Consider the following 23,832-nt stretch of genomic DNA (forward strand, 5'->3'; position numbering starts at 1 on the left):
TGAAGTAAGGAGGTGTTAAAATATGGATTATATCATTCTCTTTTTCATTGGTATTTTAGCGACTACAATCGGAACTTTGGCGGGAGGAGGAGGCTTAATCAGCTTGCCTTCGATGCTTGTTTTGGGAATCCCGGTGCATTCGGCGATTGCCGCCAATAAGGTTTCGAATACCATCAGCTCCTTCTCGAGCTTTTTCCATCTTTATAGGGAAAAGAAAATCACCTTTAAGGAATCATTCTGGGTTATCCCTGTCAGTCTGATGGGCGGGGTCAGTGGAGGGTTCATTGCTTCGAAAATCTCGAGTGACGATATGTATATCGTAGCCATCAGCTTACTTATTTTTGCATTTTTTGCTTCGTTTCTGGGGAAGGGGAATTTGTCAGGGGACCAGCCCTTAAAGCCTTCAGGTAAAAGTGTTCCAGGGTTATATGCAATTGGTATTTATGATGGACTTTTTGGGCCGGGACAGGGGACGCTGATGCTTTATTTGTTTGGTTCTTTGAACATCGCCTATATTCGGGCGGTAGGATATGTCCGCCTTGCCACGTTTTCAAGCTGTTTGGGTGCGGCGATTACTTATATATCAACAGGAGCTGTGATCTGGCCTTTGACTCTTGCCTTAATGGCGGGATCAGTGACAGGAGCCCAGATTGGAGTCAGGATTGCCAGCAAGCTGAACCCCCGCTATGTAAAACCGATACTGCGGGTGATGACATTGGCTCTTGTTTTGCAGATTTTTTTGGAAAAGGCAGTATGAAGGGTACTTTAAAAAGTGAGCAAGTCTGTTTTTTCCCTGAGAAAATGGTTAAACGAACGGTCCTTGTGTAAACCACGTGAACCGTTTTTTCATTTTAAAAGAAACATAGTTATTCATGTGCCCAAATCACCATCCCTCGCATATATTTATAGTAAACTACAATTTTATATACAGCGAGGTGATGACAACATGTTTTCTGTTACGGGAATGCAGGGGTTTGAGTTGTTTTCAGCTGAGCATCTGGTTACCCTGGGACTTTTCTTTGCTGTGTGCCTTGTACTGGTGTTGTTCAGAAGGCAAATCAGGCCGCACAAGAATGTTTTAAAATGGGTCATTTTTTGGACTCTGGTGGCATGCCAGATTTCACATCAATCCTGGCTGATCCTGACAGGCCAATGGCAGATCGGTGACCTTCCTCTGCAACTGTGTTCGATGAGTTCCTTCCTGGCGATGTATGTATTTTTGCGGCAGGACATAAAAGGATTTTATGTACTTTATTTTATTGGCTCACTGCCCGCGATCTTAGCGATGGTGACGCCTGAAATGATCTATACCTTTCCTCATATCGACTATATCGAGTATTTCCTCAATCACTCAGCCATTCCGATTGCCGTATTGTATTTCATCCTGTTTGAAGGCTACAGAATCCCCCGTAAAGCCATTCTATTCGCTTATCTTGTTGTGAACACTGTTGCTGTTCCAATCTTCATCTTCAATTTCATGTTTGATACAAATTTCTTCTATCTTGCCAGTCCAACTGAATCCAAAACCATCCTATCCTTTTTCGGAAACGGCATCATGTACTATTTGAACCTAGAGGTGGCCGCGCTGATTGTGTTCAGCATCTCCTATACCCCAATGTGGCAACTGATCAAAATGGAAAACAGGAAGCGGTTAAGGACTTTAAATCCGTATAAGTAGAGAAGATCTTACTTTAGTGGAATTTCTGAAATAGCCTCCAATCACCTTACCTCAGTAGGGTGATTTTTTTATAGAAAAATATGGTGAAAATATCCTGTTTTTTAACGGTACAACCATTTGAAAAAATTGCAGTGACCTGTGGAGACTTTTTATTAGAGTTAATCAGGCTAAAAAAGGTTTTAAATTGGTGTTTTAGTTTTCAATAAGCGTATAATTCCTCCTATCAAAATCGTTTTACATAATGAGTGAATTAAAGGAGGTAGCTATGGAAAAATCAAAAGAAGACCAAATGTTATCATTTTCAGAGAAGAATCGTGAATTGAGGGCTGAGTTTAATCAAATTATTGAAGAATTCAGAGGTGACTTATGGAGTTATTGCCGCTATCTAACCGGGTCTCCATGGGATGGTGAAGACCTCTTCCAGGATACGATGGTTAAAGCCTTCGGCAGTATCTATCAACGCTGGCATCCTACAAATCCAAAGTCTTATCTGTATAGAATTGCTACAACCACTTGGATTGATCAATGTCGAAAACAAAAGCGCATTGTTGGGTATCTAGAAGAAGAGGATGTCGAGGCAGAACATACAACCGAAAGCTTTGATGCAGAAGAGGCTTTAGAGTATCTTTTAGAATTGTTTAATCCTCGTCAAATAGCCGTATTCCTCCTGAAAGAAGTTTTTGCATTTACAGCAAAGGAAGTGGCAGGCATGGTTCATACTACACCCGGTGCTGTATATGCAACCGTGAGGAGAATGCACAATCAACTAGCTGACAATCCCATTCGAGAAAAAACTTATCGTCTTCCTTCTTTTGATAAAGCAACTAGGAACACAGTTATACAAGCTTATTTAAAAGCATTAAATGAGGGAGACGTTGATAAAGTTTTAGAACTCACGAGTGAAAGAGCACAGAATGAGGTTCCAATGGGATTTCAAGAGTTTTCAAGAGAAGAAATGCGCTCTGGTTCCATGCGGTTTGGCCTTCCTGGCTTCCGATCAGAGGAATATTTCCTTTGGGGTAAAAATGTTATTGTCGTTTTCTTTGAAACAGAAGACGGGACTAGGATGATACATGACATACAATACCAAGAAGTTGAGAACGATAAAATTGTGTATTATCGAAGTTTTTATTTTTGCAAAGAATTTATCTTTGCTGCTGCAGAAGAGTTAGGGGTTCCTCCTCAATTAGATAAGCCAGTAGTCAATTGGTGTTCATAAGTGTATAAAGAATAAAAAACCACACATAGTTCATGTAATCAAGGGTGCATTGACCCCATAGGATAAGCCGCCATATGTTGAACTCCTTATTGAACAAACTGGGCAGGATACGCTCAATAATAATGAAGATATTTAGATCATTAATAAAAATAGTATTTTAATTTTAGAGCCTGTTTGAATGTCCCAAACAGGCTTTAATTCTGGCTAAAGTTACTCTATACGAAGAGCAACTATGTCACGGCAGTCGACAAATAAAGTGGTACCTTGCTCTTGTTCTTCGTCTCTAAATGTTGCACAGCAAGTTCTATTACTAAGTCTTAAGAAGATTACATCTTCTAATACTTTACCACCAGATAAAAATACGTCTACTTCTGTCCCTGGTTGTAACTTGTTTAGTATATTACAAGCACATTTATCACATCTGCTGCGTCTCGAACTTGTCCTATTTTCATGACTATCATTAGAATCACAGTATTCACACACTCTCTTTACCCCCTTCCATTTATTGAATTTCTTGCACTATCAATATATGTGAAGAAAAAGATGGTGTATAAACAAGTCCCCTGATTGAATGGCACATTTTATTTTGATCATGAAAACCAAGTTTAAATTATAGATAAACTCTAAGAAACAATAGGTATTACATATGGAACCTTAGAGAGTTTGAATTTGTGTATGCAGAGGATGGGAGGCTGATAGAACTTGCGAGTAAGTAAAATTAGCAAACCATATAGAAATTAATATTTTAGGTTCTTATTTAGTTGAAACACCCATATTTGAAACCTGAAGGACGGATCTCAAGTATAAACAAGAATTCCATAGAAGCTATTTCGAAGGAGTTGAAAAAGAGCTTTCGAATACTATCTCACTTTTTAGACTCTGAAGAACGAATACAAAATAAAAAGGTACTTCACTATAGTGAAGGCACCTTTACTATTTAATCCCAGATTTGTATTCGTGGAACTCCTGCAGTTCTTAAATAATCCAATAGCTGACCAGTGTGAATTGATTCGTGGTAGGCAATACGGAGAAGCATATCCCCCAAGTCTCTTATGTATCCTGAATCAGAGCGGTCTATCTTTATATTAGTTAAATCTTCCTCAGAAAATGACTTAATTGTGTCGAGGAACTTATTACGATATGGTTTTACAAACTCCAATTCCGCGCTTACTGTAGTGAAAGGCCTATTTTCGAAAGGTGAAGTAAACCCTGAAAGACTCCCTCTATTAATGAGTGCTAGGTGATAATAATGTTCGCTTTCCAGAACATGCCTGATCATTTCTATGCAATTCATGGCTTCATCATCAGGCTTCCATTTTAGTTTTTCCTCAGGTATTGATGTCCACACCTTAATGCTTCTTCTTCGAACTTCATTAAAGTTTAAAATAATTAGGTCAATTGAATTCAAAAAGAACCCCTCCCTTAATAGTCATAAATAAATAATACACGAATATATGTTCTGGCGGAACTATTTGTTGAAGTTTATTAGAAATTATATTAAAGAATGATAACGATGTACTTGTGATAGAGGGTATTCAAGCACTGTATTGTATAATGTTTTTAAGAACAAACGGTGCAGGATAGTTTAATAAGAAACGTAAAAAAACAATATTGACAAACCCATATAATTCCAATAAAATCTTGTTAATCTTATAATAATGGCTATGATGAGAAAAGTAGTTTTGATTATTATTTTTAGAGAGCTCCAGTCGGTGGGAAGGAGTAATAATAATCTTAATGAATAAAGACTCGGAGCTTCGCACGGATCTATAACTTATAGTGATGCAGCGACGGTATCTCCCGTTAAAGAGATAGGGTATTCAGTTTATTTTATAAGTTGCAGTACCCGAAGAGGTTGGTATGGTGACATAACAACAAACTGAGGTGGTACCGCGAAATTATACTCTCGTCCTCAAGAATTATTTCTTGGGGGTGAGAGTTTTTTTATTGAACAAGGTTGAATAGATCTTATTTTGTAAAATTCGAGAGGAGACCTTATATGAACCCTTTGTTACTAGACGTTCCGATACAATTAGAAACTGAAAGACTAATTCTTCGAGCTCCGCTTCAAATTGGTGATGGGAATATTGTCAACCAGGCAATTAGAGATTCCTTCATTGAGCTAAGGGTATGGTTACCATTTGCCCAAAAACTTCCTACTGTGCAAGAAACAGAAATTAACTTAAGGAATGCCCATTTAAATTTTTTGAAAAGACAAAGCTTTCGTTACCTAATCTTCCATAAGGGTACCAATGATTTTATTGGAACAACCAGCCTTCAGGGAATTGACTGGGATATTCCTAAAGGTGAAATAGGATACTGGATTAATACCAGATTTAGTGGTAATGGATATATGACAGAGGCCGTAAATGAGTTAACAAACTTTGGACTTAATCAATTAAAATTTAGAAGAATTGAAATAAGATGTGAATCTACTAATTTTAAGAGTCGTGCAATCCCAGTAAAACTAGGTTTTGTATTTGAAGGTACTTTAAGGAATGGTGATTTATCCGCAGATGGCAGCAAGCTAACTGATACCAGTATATATTCGGTAATAAAGTGAATTTGTGAAAAGTTATACTTAAACCATAGCGTTAGTTGGTCTGCGAGGTATATGGGCTTTTTTATTTCCTTTATTAAACATACAGTGCAGGTATTTAAATAGAATTTAGGAGTTTTACCAATGGAAATAAATTATAAAATATCCGTTATTTATGTTGATAATGGAGCTAGCTTGTTATATTTTGTACCAGTTTATGATGCTGATAGAGGCATTATAGAAATGGACACATATTTCGAGCTGGGCAACCAGGCATCGGATGAAGAATTAGAAAGTACTACTATTAAAACATTAGAAATATGTCATACAGAGGAACCCGATATAAAAAGAGCGCCTCCTATTCAGCAAATTAAGAAATCTAAAAGTTATAGAAAAGCAACTGAAAATATAAAGATGGTTGAAGTATTATGGGATAAAGATGAAGGATATAGTGTAGGGTATTTTGAGAGGGGTAAAAGTGGATACTTCTCCCTTTTGGACCGTATCTATTTGGGAGGGACTGTAAACAAAGGGCAGTTTGCAAACGCAATCAGAAAGGCACTGGAACTGGCAAGATAATTATGCAGCATTAATTGACCCAAAATGTTTGTGACGATCCAGAAGGATGAACAGCCTATAGTTTGATAACAAAACCGCGCTATTTTCTCTCCGTCCCCGCAGGACTTTGAAGGTCTTCCAGACTCCTCCCGCGCACGACCGAAAGCGCGGTTTTTGCGCTGTTAGGAGGAGTCATTGAGCTTTCCGCTCCAACCAACTTGGTTAAATACCAACATTGCTCTTTGACATACTTTTTTAAAAAAGAAATAGCACCCATTTTAAACATGCGAATATACTTTTTCAAGAGTATTAGGTAAGGAGCTAACCAAATGAAGGTGAATATTTTCCAGGGACATAGCCCTGTGCTGCCAAGCTCGAATGTAAATATTGTCATTGATGTAATACGGGCTTTTACGGTTGCCCACTACGCCTTCCTCGGGCACGCAAAGGAAATCATCCTTGTTGGAAGCAGTGAGGAGGCCTTCCTTTTGAAAACGAAATATCCCCGCTATTTGCTTGCCGGCGAAACAATGGGGTTGCCAATTGAAGGGTTCGACCTTGATAACTCGCCGAGAAGAATGGCAGAGGCGGATGTAGCCGGAGAGACACTTGTCCAGAAAACAACAAACGGTGTCCGTGCTACTTTAAACGCCTTGGAGGCCGACGCGGTGTTTGTTACCGGCTTTTCAAACGCCAGAAAAACGGCGGAATTCATCAAGAAGAGCTGGAGCAGGGATTCAACAGTGAATATTATTGCTTCCCACCCCGATGGAGATGATGACCTTGCCTGCGCTGAATATATCAAGTCCATACTTCTTGGCTTAGAGTCCCTCTCAAAGGAGGAAGCCATTCGCAGAATTAAAGGCTGCCAGGCTGCCCAGAAGTTTTTCGATCCTTGCAAGCCGCAGTTTGATCGTCAAGATATCTCCTATTGCGTAAAGGAGCTCTCAGGGGATTTTGTCATGTATGTCGATTGCTCAGAGGAACTTCCAAAGATAGTGAGGTTGAAGTTAAATGAATTACACCGGATTGATTTTACCCAAAAGAGAATTAAAACCTCGAACTAAAGGATTAACCATACTTATAGACAACGGCATCCCTGAAGCACTGTTTAAAGACACAATCAAAAGCGCAGCAGGCATTGTCGATTTTGTCAAATTCGGCTGGGGTACCTCCGTTGTTTCGGCGAGCCTTGACAACAAAATTTCCTGTCTTAAGGACAACAATGTCCACTACTTCTTTGGCGGAACCCTTTTTGAAAAATTCCTCAGTCAAGGTAAATTGGATGAGTACTACTCCTACTGCAAGCGTTTCGGCTGCTTGTATATAGAGATTTCAAACGGCACTTTTCCTATAACAAATAGGGAAAAAGCTTCGCATATCTCCGATTTTTCCAAGGAGTTTACAGTTTTTAGCGAGGTTGGCAACAAGGATACCGGAGTTACTGAAACGTCATCGCAGTGGATTGAGTATATTCTTGAAGATTTTGAAGCCGGAGCAAATAAAGTCATTACCGAGGCACGGGAAAGCGGAACAAGCGGCATCTGTAAGGCGGATGGGAAAATGAGGCTCGACATAGTTAACAAGATTATCAATTCTGGCATCACTCTTGATAATTTGATATTTGAAGCACCGAACAAAAAAATGCAGACCACCTTCATTAAGCTAGCAGGACATAATGTTAATCTTGCCAACATTCCATTCAGCGATGCAATTGGGCTGGAAACATTAAGACTGGGGCTTCGATCCGATACATTTTTCTTAGCTGAGGAGGCAGTTAAATGAGAGAAACAAATAAAGTGTTCCACCTGGCAATCCCATGCAAGGACCTAGATGAAACGGTGGACTTTTACGAAAAGCTTGGCTGCCGGCTTGCCCGTCGGTACCACGACCGCGTAACTTTTAACTTCTTTGGCGACCAGGTCGTCTGCCATCTTAACCCCGATAATATCGACCTGACACCTAAAATGTATCCGCGCCATTTTGGAGTCACTTTTTTGAGCAGGGAGGATTTTGATGAGGCACTAGAGCATGCAAACAGCCATGGCCTTCCTTTCTTCCAGGAGCTTATGGTCCGTTTTCCTGGCAAAAAGGAAGAGCATGTCACCTTCTTCCTGATTGATCCAGCAAACAACCTTCTTGAATTCAAGTACTACCATGACGAAGGAATGGTTTATTGAATATTAGCGGCTTCCTTTGGGAGGCCTTTTCTTTTTCCAAAAAAGCTGGTAAATTCCTTTTCTGCCTTAATTTAAATGTCTTGCTAATACGAAAAATTAAGGTGAGGGGTTCGGTGAGGCCATTTACATTAAAAAACAACGGTTAATAAAGCTAACCGTTGTAAGTTATGATTTTCTATCAACGTGAAAAGAAAACTTTTTCTCCTAAATGGGTGATTGTTCTTGAGTTTCTTTTACCAATACATTCTCAATATAATCTTTTCCCCATTCATACATCGCATCTAAAATGGGTAAAAGGCTTTTTCCATGCTCAGTTAATGAGTATTCCACTTTTGGCGGGACGACAGGGTACACTTCACGATGTATGATTAAATGGTCTTCAAGTTCCCGTAACTGGTTGACAAGCATTCTTTGGGTAATCCCTGGCATAAGGGCCTTTAATTCACCAAATCGTTTCGTTCCTTCCTTGCCTAAATGCCATAAAATCAACATTTTCCATTTTCCACCAATTACTGAAAGTGTTAATTCTTTTTCACAGTTAAAATTTTTCTCTCCTAAATTTGGCATTCATATCACCTTCCCCTTAATGTATCCAATAGTATACTTTTTATCACTATATGCGAATAAAGTGCGTACTTTTTAATTCGTAACAGAGTTAGTATACTAAGAAACGTGCTGTTAAGTAAATAGAATTTAAAACAAGCATTTACACCTATAAAATGACACTTATCAGCCACAGCATAATATAAATTACATCATGAAGGAGCGAACATAAATGAAATTACAATTAGCATTAGATCTTGTCGATATCCCAGGAGCTATTGAAGTCGTGAAAGAAGTGGAAGAGTTTATTGATATTGTGGAAATAGGTACACCTGTCGTTATCAATGAAGGTCTTAAAGCAGTAAAGGAAGTGAAATCTGCATTTCCAAACTTAACTGTATTAGCTGATTTAAAAATTATGGATGCAGCTGGGTATGAAGTAAGCCAGGCATCCGAGGCAGGGGCTGACATCATAACAATTCTTGGGGCAGCTGAAGACGAGTCCATAAAAGGGGCAGTAGAAGAGGCGAAGAAACAAGGAAAACAAATTCTTGTAGATATGATTGCAGTTAAAGATATTACTGCACGTGCCAAGGAATTGGACGAGCTTGGTGTTGATTATATTTGTGTACACACAGGATACGATCTGCAAGCTGTAGGAAAAAATTCCTTTGAAGATCTGCATACCATTAAGAGTGTTGTCAAAAACGCCAAAACTGCCATTGCTGGTGGAATCAAACTAGAAACACTTCCAGAAGTTATTAACGAACACCCTGACCTCATCATTGTAGGCGGAGGAATCACAGGTAAAGAAGATATAAAAGCTGTTGCTCAAAAAATGCAGGAATTGATTAAACAAGGTTAAATAAACTATGAATACTACTCAATATTTAGCCAAAGTTGTTCAAGAATTAAGTAGGGCGGCCTACTTAATTTCTGATGAACAAGCAGAGAAATTAGTAAACCAGATTCTAGAATCAAAAAAAATCTTTGTCGCCGGTGCTGGCAGATCCGGATTTATGGGGAAAGCCTTTGCCATGCGAATGATGCACATGGGAATTGATGCCTATGTGGTAGGTGAAACCGTAACAGCCAACTTAGAAAAGGGCGATTTATTAATTATCGGATCTGGTTCGGGAGAAACCAAAACATTGGTTGCCTTTGCCGAAAAAGCGAAAAGCTTAGGAGGAAAAGTCGCGGCTATCACCATTTCTCCCGAATCTACAATCGGAAAAATAGCTGATTTGATTGTTGAATTACCAGGAGTAACGAAAGATCAATCTGCAGGTGACTACAAGACCATTCAACCAATGGGATCTCTATTTGAGCAAACGACGTTGTTATTTTATGATGCCGTCATCTTGCGCTTTATGGAGAAAAAAGGCCTGGATTCTAATGAAATGTATGGTAAACATGCTAATCTCGAATAGAAAATAACTTATAGAAAAAGACCACATTTTTTAATTGTGGTCTTTTCTGTATTATCTCCCTATATTTTATAATTAAAAGTCAAAAAGTTGTTGCAAAAATATTCTCCTATCAAGCTTATCAAATCGACTTATCCCCCTCCTCGTGACAGTTTAATAAGTTCGTGAAATCAAAGAAGAAACCGGATTAGCAAGATAGTTAGCCACTTAGGAATGTCTATTCAAATACTGGATCTTTTAAATTGTACGATGGCATAACTGATGTTCCTACTCAAGTTATTTTTGGTTTCGTATGTCACGTGTTGGTGGGCAGTTAGCTGTATCTCAAGAAACCTTTGGCAGTATCGATGGGGAGCGAAAGATCAAGTTCTTCACTTGGTATAACGGTGTATTACGTTGGTTTGCTGATGTTTCCCAAAGCCAAGATATTATATTTATAATAGCTGACTGTAAAGTTATGTACTTAAACGGGTGTATTGTATAAAGCAGAATATCGTGAAATGATATTCTGCTTCTGAGAAAAATTTTATTCTCCTTGGGCACCGTTTGTAGTCACTCTTCGAACGTGGTTATCTTCAAAATTGTTTTGACGAGCTTTCTCCACTTTATCATTTAAAAGTTCCTTTTGGTCTACCTGTGATGAAGGTGTCTGCTTATCTTTGGACATTAATGTTCCTCCTTTGTTAAAAAATTGCCTACCTTCTTATTTTGCGGTCCTTTTTAAAAAATAATCATAGAAAATTTAATTGTGAATAAATAGACTAAAAATGGGTTGAAGATCGAATTCCGGCAATCAGATCTTGTTTTTCGTTGGTCAACTAACGGTGCAGGTAGTTTAATAAAGACAATAACTTCTACTACTGGGCTGCTATGTAGATTTTATTGGTGGAAAACCCTGTCTTAAAAACTGCACGTAAAAGATTGTTACGCACACCTTGTTGAATTCGCTTGTTCAGCAGAATTACGTGAATATATTTCATCTGATTATAAAAAAATGCACGCAGGTTCTGGTGTCCGGTGCATCTTTTTTAATATCTCAAACTATCCTTCTATTTCCCCTCATTCATCTTCTCCATTACCACTTTGGTTTCATTGTGAAATATAGCAGGCTTCTCTTGGCGAATGATTACAAATGTTATGAAATAGGGAATAATACTAGCCACATGAATACCAGCACTAACTGCTGAATATGCCTCAAACACGGAATCTACATGTTGCTCCCCTAAAAAGACGATGGTAAGGAAATATGAAACAAGATAAATCGCTTGGAGGGTTCCCCAATGGATGAGAGTTTTCCAATACTTTATTTCACTTAGGCGATAGAGAAAGAGAATATAGGAACTCATCGTAATGATATATGGGATGACTCCAAGAAACCAAATAGATTGAAAATGTATTGTACCCATTTCAACCAAAGTAAAAACTGTCATGGTAAAGATAAACTGAATAATAAAAAGGAGCCAAATGGGATAAGAAATTCGCATTATTTTCTTTTGCTGTATCACTTTTTGCCAATAGTCATCTGTCTCTTGGTTTGGGCTTTCAGAGCTGTATCCTAATGAGAATGCTTCTATGTTTAACAAGTCACCTTTGAAGTCTAATGGAGCTGTTTTTAATTCATTCTCAAATAAAGAAAGAATTGCATCACCGGGAACTAAATCAATCTGTCTGTCTGTATATTCTAAGGGAAGCCCTAATTTCTGAAGTCTTAAAAGTAATTGGTTCATTGCATTGATCTCGAATTCAGTATGTTTTAACAGGTAAGGATGAAACTCTTGACCGTCTTTATAGATTAAGTGAATGACCGGATAAATTAAGTATTTATGTTTTATATGATTTTCTCGAACTCTTATTATTTTACGTGAGACTACGATTCGACATATGTGAGAGAATGGGATTAATCCCTCGTCATAGGTATCTTTTCCGTTTAAAAAGCGTTTATAACGGAAACCAGTCTCATTAATCTCATACTCATACATTTGGTTTCCCGTCTTTAGCATGTCTATAAAATACGATAAGACTCCATATACAAGAAATAGTACAAGCGGAATACCAGTTACCATCGCTGATATGAACATTGTTTCTTCCCCATTTAAAAATAGGAAGGGCGCTATAAAATAAAATACACCGAACCCCAATACGATGAGGACGCCTACGATACTGAGGCACCATTGAAGGACTCCATTTTTATTTTTATAAATAGTTGTAGTTGGTTGTTGAATTTGTGACAACATGATCACCTCATAGTATATTTCGGATTCCATAAATGGAATATATACTATTTTTACGATTAAAAAGGGATTTGGTTCCGTAAATAATGCGGTAGATAGATCTATTAAGTGCTTCTGGTTCTAAAATAGAGATTTCCTATAGGATTGAAACATTACCTCGGAAAGGAGAGATAAAAAATAAAAGGTGAATAACATAACGGAACCTCAAGTAGCTGTAATACAATCACTTATGGAAAACCATCGTTGTAGAAATGGCACTGTGGAATCAGAAAATATAATCTTTACGCTACTTTATAATTTTTAATTATTTACTTTTTTTATTTTAGGAAAATTAAATGAATGAAAATTTAATCATGGATTTCGTATTGATACAGATGCATGGGTGCTAATGTTCCAGAAAGAATACGTAAAAAAAGCTTGGAGAATCCAAGCATTTTTTTTTGCTAATTTACTTACCGAATGCGGGTCAATTCTATTTGAATACCCCGGCTAATTCGAATTCTGCCTGAAAACCGAAACTGGGAGGCTTGCTGAAGAAGGTGCTTATTTTCAAAGACTTTCAGGGTTCTCCTCAACCAATTTGGTGTAAATAACAGTACGTTCTGCTCGTTCGGTTGTTTCGGGGTCATAGTCTCCGCTGCAGGTTATCAGATTAAGGGTGCTTGCAAACGAGAAGCCGAAAATGTCTTCGATTGGTGCATCCAGGCGCGGGAATGTTTTCTGGTCGTATACTTCGAAGGTCAGTGTCTGGCCCTTAGTGCCTGTTACCATGATTTTGTCGCCTTTTTTCAGTTTGTGAAGGTCATAGAAAACAGCGGGGCTCGTCAGATCGTCTACATGTCCGGCGAGGACGGCGTTTCCGGGAGCTCCGGGCAATGTTCCAGGTTCGTACCAGCCAACATTGTCAGGATTCTTCGGGACGTCCATGCGTCCGTCCCTCAAAGTGGCTACTTCTTCAATCTTTGTTTTAACATTGATTGCGGGAATTTCTATTGAGGCAGGAACGATTCCACTGCGGTTATCTTTGATTATTTCATTTTTTGATTCTGAGAAAGGAACAGATACAGAAGTGGCTTGCTGCTCATTTTTAGGTTCTGTCATTTCAGCACCGGGCTGGCTTGTGCAGCCTGCCATCATCAGTGCAACTGCCATTACGTAAAGTTTTTTCAATGGAGTCACCTCATTAAAAAGGCAGAAGAGAGAAGGGAAGTGCCTTCTCTCAATCTGGCTTATTATTTTTTGTCAGCAGCAAGACGGCGCATTGTTACGAAGCCTGCAGCTGCAAGGGCTAAAATCGCTGATATCAGGATTGCCTCAAATGGCAGTCCTTGAGCAGCGGTTCCGCCCATTCCCGTCTTAGGCATTTCAGAAGGCATTTCTGTTTTGAACTTGTCAGGGAACTGGTCAACGATGGCTCCGGATAGTCCTTTTGATGTTCCAAACATATGTCCATATGCTTCCCTAACAGCTGGATATGTGCTTGTATAATCCCCGGCAGTGTAGGTATCGAAAGCTTTTACTAGCTGGTCCACATGCATTTGCAATCCTTCTGCCAGGGCATCTGCCGGCAGTCTGCCATCGGTTGCTGTCTCGAGGAACTTGGCAAAGGAATCCTTGTACTGGGAAAGTGCGTTCAAGGCTGCTTTTTTCCCTTCTTCATCATTTGCTCCGGTTGCTTTTACATAATTGACAAAATGCCCGATATGTTCGGCCCACATCTGTTTGAATTGCTCGCCTGCTTCGTCTCCATATACTGAGGCGATGGCAGCACTTAGGTCCTCGGTGTTGGCAGATAGAGCAGCAGCTGATGCTTCAAAATCTTTTGAGCCGTCAATGCCGTTTTGCATCGCTGTTACTGCCAGACCGGCATGCTCTGATAGCAGGTAGTTCAAATCGGAGCGTAAATCTGCTGCAGGCGTGACAGCCTGGTGGTTTTCAAATTTATCCGGGAATTGCAAGACAATCGCATTGGAAAGGCCTTTGCTCACCATATACATATGGTGGATCGCTTCACGTTCGTATTCATAAGCTTTTTCATAATCTCCTGCAACATAAGCATTGAAGGCGCCGACCAGCTGGTCCACGTGCATCTGCAGTCCTTCAGCCAGCGCATCGGCTTCCAGTCGTTTTTCGGTAGCAGTGGAAAGGAAGTTCGAGAAGTCTTCCTTGTATTGCGCCAGTTCATCCAGTGCCGCTTTCTTTGCTGCTTCGTCGTTCCCTGCAGTTCCTTTCACATAGTCTACAAAGAAACCGATGTGGGCGGACCACATTTCTTTGAATTTCGCTCCTGCTTCATCACCGTATACAGAGGCAATCGCTGCGCTTAAATCCTCGGTGTTTCCTTGAAGTGCTGCGGCGGATTGTTCAAAGTCCTTCGTGCCATCTACACCTTTTCGCATCGTTTCCACTGCTAAATAAACATGTTCACTAAGGAGCTGGTCAAGGGTAGCTCTTAAATCCACTGCTGAATCGGATACTGTAGGAGTTGCGTGATCATGTGCTGCTGCAGAGTTTGCTGCAACGGGAAGCAAAAGGGATAAGCTGAGTGGGACGGCAATCGCTGCTTTTTTAAAATTCATTATGAAATCTCTCCTTTGTTTTTGGTTTTCACTATGCTAACGGGAGAAATTTGAGGATGGATCACTTTCTGATAGATTTTTTTAAAAAAATCTTTAAAAAGTAAATCAAGTAGTCACAAAATGGCTCCTTTAATCGTTATGAAGGTACAACGGTCAACGGGAGGCAATGACATGAATCAGCTGAAAACGATTGTGATTATTGGCGGGGGATACGCAGGAATAAATCTTATAGCTGCGCTTAAGAAAGAGTTGAATGAAAAAATCAGGGTAATTTTGGTTGATAAAAATGACTATCATTTTAAAAAGGTAAAGCTATTTAAGGGGATTGTGAACGAAGATGTCTCGAATCTTCATATTCCGCTGAAACAGTATTGCGGTAATATTCAATTAATCCAGGGTGAACTTGTTGGTATCGATCCTGAAGCGAAAACCATCGACATTTCCGGGGATGATGGAACGTCCTTTCAGCAGGGATATGACCAATTGGTACTTGCTGTGGGAAGTGTACTTCGGGATGTTGACGCAAATTGCGGAGGCGTGCCGCTCATTAGCCTGGAAAATGCTCGGGATATTCGGCGGCAGCTTTTAAAAATTGCTGCTTCACCGAAGAGCAATATACGCCTTGCGATTGTTGGAAGTGGAATTACAGGTATCGAAACCGCCGCAGAAGTAAATTCATGGCTTAAAGATGAAACGAAAAAAAGGGGAATTCCGAAGAATATAGAAATAGTTCTTATTAACGGTTCCCAGAGATTATTAAATGAAGCTCCGGTGAAAGTCAGTTCAAGGCTTGAAAGCAGGCTGAAACAACACGGTATCCAAATAATCCATAATGCAAAGGCTGAAACATTCGTTGATGGTGAAGTGTGTTTCACTGACGGATCCAAACTGGATGCGGATTTTTGCATTTGGACTGTCGGATTAATGCCTCATCCGAGCCTTTCCGCATTAGATATCCCCCTTACCGAAGACATGAAAATAAAAGTCGACCCCTGGTATCGTCTTGTTGGCAGCGATAATATTTATGGGATTGGAGACTGTGTTCATGCAGTTGATCCTAATAGTGGAATAGCCGCGGTGATGAGCTGCAAAGAAGCCATTTCACAGGCCACAAGACTGGCTAAAATCCTGAAAGCGGATATGGTTGGAAACACAGCTACTGCCCATCAGAACTTTCCGGATTTTCTAAGTATTGGAATTGGACCAGAGGACGGTTTTGTGTGGGCACAAAAATGGGGAATTGATGTTGTCTTTTGTGGGAAGCCTGCCAGCAAAATTAGAGAGTATACATGGGAGCTGGCGAGTAAGATCAACTAAAAGTACCCGATGGGGAGTGTGGAGTTGAAGGATCTGTTTTCGGGGTATCGACCACTGCTATTTTCGATTGCTTATCGAATGCTCGGCAGTGTGTCGGATGCAGAAGATATCGTACAGGATGTGTACCTGCAAATAAGTGAAAAGACGATTGATGAGGTGGAAAATAAAAAAGCTTATCTGTGTAAAATGGTGACAAACAGATGTATTGATTATTTCAAATCGGCCCGGTATAAGCGTGAAGTCTATATTGGACCCTGGCTTCCAGAGCCTCTGATTCTAAAAGACCATGACCCGATCTCAGAGATTATGAATCAGGAAGCCCTTTCGTTTGCCTTTCTGCTGTTATTGGAAAAATTGAATCCAATTGAGCGAGCCGTATTCATTCTTAGGGAAGCACTAGGATACGATTACAAGAAGATTTCGCAGATCGTCGGCCGCAGCGAACCTAATTGCCGAAAAATTTTCAGCCGGGTAAATAACCGATTCCCTTTAAAAGAAGAATTATCAGGAAAACCTGAACCGAAAAACAAGGAGACGATCCAGGCATTTGTCTCAGCCTTATATCATGGAAACATTCAGAAGCTTGAAGAATTATTAGGTGAAGATGTGACCCTGTATTCAGATGGAGGAGGAAACGTCTACGCTGCCTTGAAGCCTGTCAATTCAAGGTATCTGGTTACCCGATTTATTTTAAACATCATAAAGCAAAATCAAAATGATGGTGAGTTGCCGATTGTTAATATGGTCAATGTGAATGGTGAGGGCGGCCTGCTGGTAAAGGGTAAGGATAATATTTTGACCGTAATAAGCTTCCATGTGAAAAGCGATCAAATAGCAGATATCTATATTGTTAGGAATCCTGAAAAATTAAAGCATGTGTCTTTGGGATTCATTTAAGCTTTGCTTATTTTTGGAAACACCAGGGAGGTATCTATGGAGGATATCAGGAAAGTGATAAGGCAAAGTAAAACACTTATTGGACCATTTCCGACTTTTAACGTTGAAAACACAGCGGCACACCCATACGAACTTTTTCTGGAATGGTTTCAGGTCGCAATCGCTAATGGAGTACATGAACCGCACTCTATGACACTTTCAACAACGGATCCTAATGGATATCCGGATGCCCGTGTGCTGATTATCAAAGATGTGGATCAACATGGCTGGTATTTCGCCTCCAGTTCAGAAAGTGAGAAAGGGAAACAAATCGAGCAAAATCCTAATGTTGCAATGACTTTCTATTGGCCGGAAATCGGCAGGCAAGTGAGAATCCGGGGAAAAGCAGTTAAAATGGCTAAAGAGGATTGCGCACAGGATTTTTTAAAGCGGGGTACTGTTGCCCGGGCGATTGCTCTGCTTGGAAAACAAAGCACCATTATGAATCGGCAGCAGGATGCTGATGAGGCATTACGTAACCAAATGGCCATATTAAGGGAACATCCGGATTTGGTGTATCCTTCATGGACCCTGTACCGGACAGTGCCGGAAGAAGTGGAATTCTGGCAGGCGCAAGAGGATCGAAACCATATAAGATTAAAATATTTCTTCGAGAAAGATCACTGGTCAAAGCATTTGTTATGGGCTTAGTGAATTAAACTGCAAAAAGAAGAGCCTGAACGGGAAAGGTAAGCTCCGCTCAGGCTCTTTTTTCATTTTTATAGCTGTGACGCCAAAACGATTTCTCCTTTTGGCTGCTGGCTGTCAGGAGTCGGTTCGAGTGTGACTGCGATGGTGGTCCAATTGTGCTCCCCTTCGTATTTCACTGAGTAGGTGACGGCACCTTTTCCTTCCGGGTTGGTGCGGAAAGTACCTGCCCTGAACTTTTCACCCTTGTCATCGATCAGCCAAACCTGGTAGGCTTCATTGCCGGTTAAAGGCTTGAGATTACTGGCCTGGACAACAAGAGCCATTCCTTCGTCTTTTTTGATCATGGCTGCTTCAGCGTTTCCATCATAACCTTCAGAAACGGCCAATTGCACCTGTTTTACGATTTCATCTGTACCTTCCCGTGGACTTTCGCTTTGCTCCTGGCCGGATTGGTTCAAATAAAAGTACGCGTTAGCCGATAAGGAAAGAAGCAATGACGCTGCCAGGAGGGGCTGCAGCCATCTGTAATTCCGGGGTTTCGGCTCCTTTATTTCTAATGGTGTATCCATTTCCTCAGGTTCTTCACTTTCTTCAAAAATGGAAGCAAGGATTCGGTCTTTCATTCCTTCATTCGGCTCGATCAGTTCTGCTGAAAAAGGAAGATCAGCTGTCAGCATATTCAGTTCCTGCAGTTCTTCTCGGCATTCTTTGCAGGTGTCCAAATGATTTTCAAATAACGTTGTTTCCTCATCAGTCAGTGTGTTATTAAAATAATCCAGTAAATCATCACATGTCTTATGGTCGGTCATAGCTATGATCCCTCCCTTCCCTGATCCCGCCGATTGTTTTATGTAGGTGCTTAAGAGCTAATCGTATTCGTCCCTTTACCGTCCCCAGTGGAATCTGGAATGTATCTGCAATTTTTTGCTGTGAGAGTCCTTTAAAATAAAAAAGCTCCACGATTTGCTGCTGCTCTTCAGCCAGTTGATTGATGGCCGTCCTGATCTCACGGCGTTTCTCTTTCCACTCAGCCATTTCTTCGACCGAGGGCTCAGAGGATTTCAATGCATCTCGATCCTCAAGCTCGTCATGATTCTCATCCTTTTTACGAAGACAATCAATCGCAGCATATCTGGTAACGGTCAATATCCACGAAGAAAATTTCCCTTTCGTTTTATCATACATTCCTGGTTTCGTCCACAGTTTGAGGAATACATCCTGTACGATTTCTTCTGACAGATCACGCCTGCCAGTCAACCTGTATGCGAACGAAAACAGAAGCTTTTCATATCGGTCATATAACAGCTCAAGTGCCCGTTTATCTTTTGCCTGCAAACGTGCATAAAGCTCGATATCATGGTCGCTCATTGTTTTCTCCTTCTATACGTATTTTGTAACATCATAACCTATTTATTTAAAGATGTAATTTTACAGTTTGCTAAGCTAACGATTTAAAGAAGGATATAGATCACTTCTTTTTTAAAGGCTCTTTTCTCAAACTTTGCTGCTATTGACTACAAAATAGGATGGAATTACCTAAGTTTCTTCACAAAATGAACGCTTATTAAGAGAAAAGAGCTTGCCAACTTAGTACCGACCTGCAAAATGGCTTTTATCACGTTAAAATCGGCTTTAGGATTTTAACAACATTCTTTATGAAAACAGCCTTTTTTAAAAAAAGGGAAATGTGCATTTTTTATAGAAATACTGACAAAGATGAGCAAAAAATGACCGGATTGATGTAAGTAAACTTGATAGGATGTTTTTACGGGAGTGAGTTATATGGCGTGGATTGAAGCTTTACAAAAGGCAATTGATTATATGGAAGAGCACTTGCTGGATGAGATTACGGTGGAGGAGATTGCGAAAAAGGCTAATGCCTCTCCATTCCATTTTCAGCGGACGTTTGCGATTTTGACGGATATTTCCGTTGGTGAATACTTGCGGCGCAGACGTCTGACGCTTGCAGCAGGTGAACTATGCAGCAGTGATGCCCGGATTATTGACCTTGCGCTGAAATATGGCTATGACACTCCCGAAGCATTTACAAAGGCTTTCCGCAGGCAGCATGGCATTTCGCCAAGTGAAGCTCGAAAGTACACTGGGAAGCTGAAGTCATATAGCCGCCTGGGAATCCAGGTGAGTCTGAAGGGAGCGGAACCGATGCAGTACAGAGTAGTGGAACAGGAAGGTTTTGAAGTAATTGGGATTAAAGAGGGATATTCTTATGGGAATGGAGAAAATCTAGCCGGTATTCCTAAACTGTGGGACAGGGTGAACCAGGATGGAACATGCGATTTCTTGTTGAGTAAAAACAACGGGCCTGTAAAAGGTGTCCTTGGTGTCTGTGTGGACCAGAGCAAAGTACAGGAGAAGCAGATGGATTATTGGGTCGCTGCAGCATATGATGGAGAAACTCCCGATGGTTATTTGAAAATGGAGATTCCAGCATCCAAGTGGGCAATCTTCGAAGTTCATGGCCCAATGCCAGACGCCATGCAAAAAGTGTGGAAGCAAATTTTTACCGAATGGTTTCCTTCAAGTGGATACGAACATGCCGGAACACCAGAACTTGAGGTCTATACAGCAGGAAACTCGGCAGATCCGGATTACTATTCTGAGGTCTGGATACCGGTTAAATAGCAAGGTTGACGATTTAATCAAACGTTTGATTAAGGATTGGCTTCATGTTTTAAAATATGTAATCGAAACAAGAATGGCATACAAATTGATGTATGCCATCTTTTAATGTTTCACGACGTCTCCTTCATACTAAGGACCGTTCACGGAAAAAGGATTTTAAGAATTAGAAAGTGAATATTAAAAGAACCATTTCTCAAATTAGAGGGAGAATTAATATGTGGAGAGAATATGTCATTTCTATCTCGAAGGAATATCACTTTAAAAATCCTGCAACAAAGACGGAACTAGAACTAATAAAACAAGAATTGAATGTTGAGCTGCCTGATGAATTAGCTAGCTTATTTAAGGAAACAAACGGAGTATTCGACAAGTGGGATTGTCCCTTAATTTGGTCCACTTCTCAAATTATTAAGGACAACTCGTTTTTCAGAAACTTTGAAGATTATAAAGAACTTTATATGCCTTTTGAACATCTATTCTTTTTCTCAGATGCTGGAAATGGCGATCTATTTTGCTACGCAATAGTTAAAAACGGAACGATAGAAAAAAACGATATTTATGTTTGGAATCACGAGGATGATAGTCGTACCTGGGTTGCAGCCTCATTAAAACATTTTATTGATGGCTGGATTACAGGAAAGATTGGTGTTTAATCTTAAGGAAAGATGAAAGCAGGGAGTTGAGAAAGGATTACTGTAACTTGTGTTTGCAATTGGGGGAGGGATTTTACATGCTGGACGTAGAAATTAGAAGACCCATTACTGGGGATACACAACAGTTAAATGAGTTTTTTAAAACAGTGATTACTGATACGTTTACTAAAGAAGGTATAGGCGATAAATTGGACGATATGAACGATGAAATAGAAACTAAGAAAGAATATTTAAGTTGTGTTTTTGATAGTAATGGTGAAAAAAGATATTTTTTAATTGCATTATATGGTGATAGAGTTATTGGCACCATTGAATATGGTCCAGTAAGTGATCTCATAAAGAAGTGTACAAACAATGCTTATAAGGAACTAATTGAGGTAGGCACTGTATTTGTTCATCCTGACTTTCAAAGTAATGGAGTTGGCAATTTGTTATTGAAGACCATTCTTCTTAGTTTTAAAAGAAAAGGGATAGACGAATTTTGTTTAGATAGTGGTTATACTCGTGCACAAGGAATCTGGAAAAAGAAATTTGGAGAACCAGATTACCTGTTAAAGGATCAGTGGGGCAAAGGTCATGATCATATGATTTGGAGAATAAAGGCCAATGATTGTTTATAGTCTCTTTTTAAACTAAAGAGTTTGCGGGATATCCCCCCTTTTGCTAATACCTAATGTGCGTTTTAACTGAAAGGACTTTTAACCAGCAGGGTTATAAGGCCTTTTTATTTAGTTTTAAAAAAAGGAAATCAATCTTAGAATATAGAATTTTTATTCAAATAGATTTGGAGGATAAAAATATGATCATAATGATAAACGGTGCATATGGTGCTGGAAAAACCACCATTGCTAATGAACTTCTTAACATAATAGACAATAGTATGATTTTTGATCCTGAAGCAGTGGGGTATATGCTGCGGCATATTATAACGGATGAAATTAAATTACCCGAAGAAAAGACTGATAACTTTCAGGACATAGGTATATGGAAAGTGCTCGTTGTTGAAACGGCGAAAAATATAAAATTACAATATAACAAAAACCTGATCGTTCCTATGACTATTTTTAATAAAGAGTATTATCAATATATCCTAAATGGATTTAAAAAAATTGATGAAGCGACGCATCATTTCTGTTTAATTGCAACAGAAGAAACAATCTGCGAAAGGCTTAGAAACAGAGGAGAGGCAGAACGGAATTGGTGTTTCCTCCAGACGAAAAAATGTGTGCAAGCTTTTCAAGACGAGTGCTTTGAGAAACGGATCATTACGGACGATTTAAATATTCAAGATATTATAAAACGCATCTCAAGTGAACTGCTATTACACTCTTAATTCTTGGATAGCTATATTAGGGGGGCACATTGATGCAGCGAAGCAATCTCCAGGTTACCCTGCGGCCTGGAAATAGAAAAGACGCAGAAGCTTTGTTAGAAATAGAAAGAGAAATTCTTTCAGAAAACGAATTTATGATTTCGGTCATCGATGAGTTTGAAGAAACACCTGAACAACTAAGGAGCTGGATCTGTAAGGTTATAGAGAATGAACGGGAAACGCTTATCATCGCTGAAACTAAAGGGAAAGTTGTGGGTTTTATTGTCTTTCGCTCCAAAACTACCAAAAGACTTTCTCATACTGGTTCTTTTACGGCAATGGTCAAGAAAGAGTATCGTGACCAGGGCATTGGAAAAATTCTCATTAAAGAATTGTTACTCTGGGCAGAACAAAATCCCTTAATTGAGAAAGTAAGTTTAGGTGTTTTATCCACGAATAGCCGTGCGATCGAACTATATAAAAAGATGGGATTTGTTGAGGAAGGACGTAAAATTAAAGAAGTTAAGTTTGATGAGCATATTTATGCAGATGACATTCTTATGTACAAACAGGTATAACCTTCTACTGTATAGGTCTATCCTTTATGGATTGGCGTTTATTTTATGTTTAGCCTTATTAAAATTTTGAACGTACGAACACGGTGCTATAAAACAAAAATGAAAGGAGGCTGGTCATGGTTTATATAGCTCTTCTTCGAGGCATTAACGTGGGTGGTAAAAATAAAATTGATATGAAGTTGCTGAAACAAGCGTTTGAACAAGTCGGGATGAATGATGTAATAACATACATCAATACAGGCAATGTCATTTTTTCATACCATGAGCTATCAAAAGCTGAATTGTCGGGTGTTTTGGAAAAAGTGATACATGATGTTTTCGGAATGCAAATTAAAGTAGTAGTTCGTAGTGTCGATGATGTCAGTAGAGTCATTAACGCGATTCCTGACTCATGGAAAAATGACAATGACATGAAAAGTGACGTCATGTTTTTGTGGGATGAAATTGATGATGAATCAGTACTTGGGAATTTAGTCATCAAAACAAATATAGACACGGTAAAATATGTCCCGGGCGCAATTATATGGTCCGTTGATAAGAAAAATTTGACCAAGAGCGGAATGTCAAAAATCATTGGATCAAAAATATACAAACAAGTTACAGTAAGAAATGTGAACACCACTCGTAAGATATACGAACTCATGCAGGCTCGCAACGTTTAGTTCCCCGAAGATAGGTGTACTAATGATTTACTAGCCAACAATAATATTGTGATAAAAAAAGCATTATCGATGTTAGAGAAGAGATTGAGACAGTTAGTTTACAGGTAATCAAAAAGCCGTTGCGGA

The 23,832-nt window shown here is 39.5% G+C and carries 27 protein-coding genes and 1 other annotated feature; of the genes, 19 read left to right on the forward strand and 8 right to left on the reverse strand.

Annotation, left to right across the window (positions count from 1 at the left end):
* The first annotated feature begins 22 nt into the window (after positions 1-22).
* The 3 genes from B5X77_RS03100 (at position 23) to B5X77_RS03110 (ending at position 2,897) form a co-directional block, all read left to right on the forward strand.
* Positions 23-757, forward strand: a complete 735-nt coding sequence (locus B5X77_RS03100; protein WP_079504993.1) for a sulfite exporter TauE/SafE family protein — start codon at positions 23-25, stop codon at positions 755-757.
* Between the two features lie 189 nt (positions 758-946).
* Complete coding sequence (locus B5X77_RS03105; RefSeq protein ID WP_079504995.1) at positions 947-1,678, forward strand: YwaF family protein; 732 nt, start codon at positions 947-949, stop codon at positions 1,676-1,678.
* Between the two features lie 265 nt (positions 1,679-1,943).
* Entirely contained in the window at positions 1,944-2,897 is a 954-nt protein-coding gene (locus B5X77_RS03110; protein ID WP_257391701.1) for an RNA polymerase sigma factor, read from the forward strand.
* A 937-nt stretch (positions 2,898-3,834) separates the two neighbouring features.
* On the opposite strand, the gene B5X77_RS03120 is transcribed toward B5X77_RS03110, so the two are convergent.
* On the reverse strand, positions 3,835-4,305 hold the full coding sequence (locus B5X77_RS03120) for a DinB family protein (protein ID WP_079504999.1): 471 nt from the start codon (positions 4,303-4,305) through the stop codon (positions 3,835-3,837).
* A 247-nt stretch (positions 4,306-4,552) separates the two neighbouring features.
* Positions 4,553-4,814 (forward strand) — a binding site (T-box leader).
* An 82-nt stretch (positions 4,815-4,896) separates the two neighbouring features.
* Between B5X77_RS03120 and B5X77_RS03125 the strand changes: the two genes are divergently transcribed.
* From B5X77_RS03125 to B5X77_RS03145, 5 genes are all read left to right on the forward strand, one after another.
* Complete coding sequence (locus tag B5X77_RS03125; RefSeq protein ID WP_079505001.1) at positions 4,897-5,460, forward strand: GNAT family N-acetyltransferase; 564 nt, start codon at positions 4,897-4,899, stop codon at positions 5,458-5,460.
* Between the two features lie 120 nt (positions 5,461-5,580).
* On the forward strand, positions 5,581-6,015 hold the full coding sequence (locus B5X77_RS03130; RefSeq protein ID WP_079505003.1) for a hypothetical protein: 435 nt from the start codon (positions 5,581-5,583) through the stop codon (positions 6,013-6,015).
* 308 nt (positions 6,016-6,323) lie between these two features.
* Positions 6,324-7,061: a 2-phosphosulfolactate phosphatase gene (locus tag B5X77_RS03135; RefSeq protein WP_079505005.1), complete on the forward strand. Its 738-nt coding sequence runs from the start codon at positions 6,324-6,326 to the stop codon at positions 7,059-7,061.
* Positions 7,009-7,779 carry a phosphosulfolactate synthase gene (locus B5X77_RS03140; protein WP_079505007.1) on the forward strand — a complete coding sequence of 257 codons (771 nt, stop codon included), beginning with the start codon at positions 7,009-7,011 and terminating at the stop codon, positions 7,777-7,779. The genes B5X77_RS03135 and B5X77_RS03140 overlap by 53 nt, the downstream gene beginning before the upstream one ends.
* The gene (locus B5X77_RS03145; RefSeq protein ID WP_079505009.1) at positions 7,776-8,174 is read left to right on the forward strand and encodes a VOC family protein; all 399 of its coding nucleotides are present in this window, start codon (positions 7,776-7,778) and stop codon (positions 8,172-8,174) included. Before B5X77_RS03140 ends, B5X77_RS03145 begins: the two co-directional genes overlap by 4 nt.
* A gap of 204 nt (positions 8,175-8,378) precedes the next feature.
* Here the strand turns inward: B5X77_RS03145 and B5X77_RS03150 are convergent, their stop codons facing one another.
* Positions 8,379-8,741: a winged helix-turn-helix transcriptional regulator gene (locus B5X77_RS03150; RefSeq protein WP_079505011.1), complete on the reverse strand. Its 363-nt coding sequence runs from the start codon at positions 8,739-8,741 to the stop codon at positions 8,379-8,381.
* A 208-nt stretch (positions 8,742-8,949) separates the two neighbouring features.
* Here B5X77_RS03150 and hxlA point away from each other — a divergent pair, with 208 nt between their 5' ends.
* Together hxlA and hxlB are read left to right on the forward strand one after the other, a co-directional pair.
* Positions 8,950-9,582, forward strand: a complete 633-nt coding sequence (hxlA, locus tag B5X77_RS03155; protein WP_079505013.1) for a 3-hexulose-6-phosphate synthase — start codon at positions 8,950-8,952, stop codon at positions 9,580-9,582.
* 7 nt (positions 9,583-9,589) lie between these two features.
* Complete coding sequence (gene hxlB / locus B5X77_RS03160) at positions 9,590-10,147, forward strand: 6-phospho-3-hexuloisomerase (RefSeq protein WP_079505015.1); 558 nt, start codon at positions 9,590-9,592, stop codon at positions 10,145-10,147.
* Between the two features lie 523 nt (positions 10,148-10,670).
* Here the strand turns inward: hxlB and B5X77_RS23175 are convergent.
* From B5X77_RS23175 to B5X77_RS03175, 4 genes are all read right to left on the reverse strand, one after another.
* Entirely contained in the window at positions 10,671-10,811 is a 141-nt protein-coding gene (locus tag B5X77_RS23175; protein ID WP_176167216.1) for a hypothetical protein, read from the reverse strand.
* Between the two features lie 382 nt (positions 10,812-11,193).
* On the reverse strand, positions 11,194-12,378 hold the full coding sequence (locus tag B5X77_RS03165; protein ID WP_079505017.1) for a hypothetical protein: 1,185 nt from the start codon (positions 12,376-12,378) through the stop codon (positions 11,194-11,196).
* 546 nt (positions 12,379-12,924) lie between these two features.
* Positions 12,925-13,545 (reverse strand): class F sortase, encoded by a 621-nt coding sequence (locus tag B5X77_RS03170; RefSeq protein WP_079505019.1) that lies wholly within the window; start codon positions 13,543-13,545, stop codon positions 12,925-12,927.
* Positions 13,546-13,607: 62 nt separating this feature from the next.
* Positions 13,608-14,954: a copper amine oxidase gene (locus B5X77_RS03175; RefSeq protein WP_079505021.1), complete on the reverse strand. Its 1,347-nt coding sequence runs from the start codon at positions 14,952-14,954 to the stop codon at positions 13,608-13,610.
* A gap of 171 nt (positions 14,955-15,125) precedes the next feature.
* On the opposite strand from B5X77_RS03175, the gene B5X77_RS03180 reads away from it, so the two are divergent.
* Genes B5X77_RS03180 through B5X77_RS03190 form a run of 3 tightly spaced genes read left to right on the forward strand, consistent with a single transcriptional unit; the run spans position 15,126 to position 17,858 of the window.
* The gene (locus B5X77_RS03180; protein WP_176167217.1) at positions 15,126-16,271 is read left to right on the forward strand and encodes an NAD(P)/FAD-dependent oxidoreductase; all 1,146 of its coding nucleotides are present in this window, start codon (positions 15,126-15,128) and stop codon (positions 16,269-16,271) included.
* A gap of 24 nt (positions 16,272-16,295) precedes the next feature.
* Complete coding sequence (locus B5X77_RS03185; RefSeq protein ID WP_257391702.1) at positions 16,296-17,168, forward strand: RNA polymerase sigma-70 factor; 873 nt, start codon at positions 16,296-16,298, stop codon at positions 17,166-17,168.
* Positions 17,169-17,204: 36 nt separating this feature from the next.
* Positions 17,205-17,858 (forward strand): pyridoxine/pyridoxamine 5'-phosphate oxidase, encoded by a 654-nt coding sequence (locus B5X77_RS03190; protein ID WP_079505027.1) that lies wholly within the window; start codon positions 17,205-17,207, stop codon positions 17,856-17,858.
* A gap of 68 nt (positions 17,859-17,926) precedes the next feature.
* Here the strand turns inward: B5X77_RS03190 and B5X77_RS03195 are convergent, their stop codons facing one another.
* The gene (locus B5X77_RS03195; RefSeq protein WP_079505029.1) at positions 17,927-18,667 is read right to left on the reverse strand and encodes an anti-sigma factor; all 741 of its coding nucleotides are present in this window, start codon (positions 18,665-18,667) and stop codon (positions 17,927-17,929) included.
* Positions 18,654-19,226, reverse strand: coding sequence for an RNA polymerase sigma factor (locus tag B5X77_RS03200; RefSeq protein ID WP_079505031.1), 573 nt, complete (start codon positions 19,224-19,226; stop codon positions 18,654-18,656). Before B5X77_RS03200 ends, B5X77_RS03195 begins: the two co-directional genes overlap by 14 nt.
* 414 nt (positions 19,227-19,640) lie before the next feature.
* Here B5X77_RS03200 and B5X77_RS03205 point away from each other — a divergent pair, with 414 nt between their 5' ends.
* The 6 genes from B5X77_RS03205 (at position 19,641) to B5X77_RS03230 (ending at position 23,706) form a co-directional block, all read left to right on the forward strand.
* A complete protein-coding gene (locus B5X77_RS03205) occupies positions 19,641-20,501 on the forward strand; it encodes an AraC family transcriptional regulator (protein ID WP_079505033.1) in 861 nt (286 codons plus the stop codon).
* A gap of 215 nt (positions 20,502-20,716) precedes the next feature.
* Positions 20,717-21,154: an SMI1/KNR4 family protein gene (locus B5X77_RS03210; RefSeq protein WP_079505035.1), complete on the forward strand. Its 438-nt coding sequence runs from the start codon at positions 20,717-20,719 to the stop codon at positions 21,152-21,154.
* A gap of 77 nt (positions 21,155-21,231) precedes the next feature.
* Entirely contained in the window at positions 21,232-21,774 is a 543-nt protein-coding gene (locus B5X77_RS03215; RefSeq protein ID WP_079505037.1) for a GNAT family N-acetyltransferase, read from the forward strand.
* A gap of 179 nt (positions 21,775-21,953) precedes the next feature.
* Positions 21,954-22,487: an AAA family ATPase gene (locus B5X77_RS03220; protein WP_079505039.1), complete on the forward strand. Its 534-nt coding sequence runs from the start codon at positions 21,954-21,956 to the stop codon at positions 22,485-22,487.
* 32 nt (positions 22,488-22,519) lie between these two features.
* Positions 22,520-23,044, forward strand: a complete 525-nt coding sequence (locus B5X77_RS03225; protein WP_079505041.1) for a GNAT family N-acetyltransferase — start codon at positions 22,520-22,522, stop codon at positions 23,042-23,044.
* Positions 23,045-23,160: 116 nt separating this feature from the next.
* Positions 23,161-23,706: a DUF1697 domain-containing protein gene (locus B5X77_RS03230; protein ID WP_079505043.1), complete on the forward strand. Its 546-nt coding sequence runs from the start codon at positions 23,161-23,163 to the stop codon at positions 23,704-23,706.
* Positions 23,707-23,832 lie beyond the last annotated feature (126 nt).

The organism is Mesobacillus jeotgali, assembly GCF_900166585.1.
In the GTDB taxonomy this organism is placed as follows: domain Bacteria; phylum Bacillota; class Bacilli; order Bacillales; family Cytobacillaceae; genus Mesobacillus; species Mesobacillus jeotgali_A.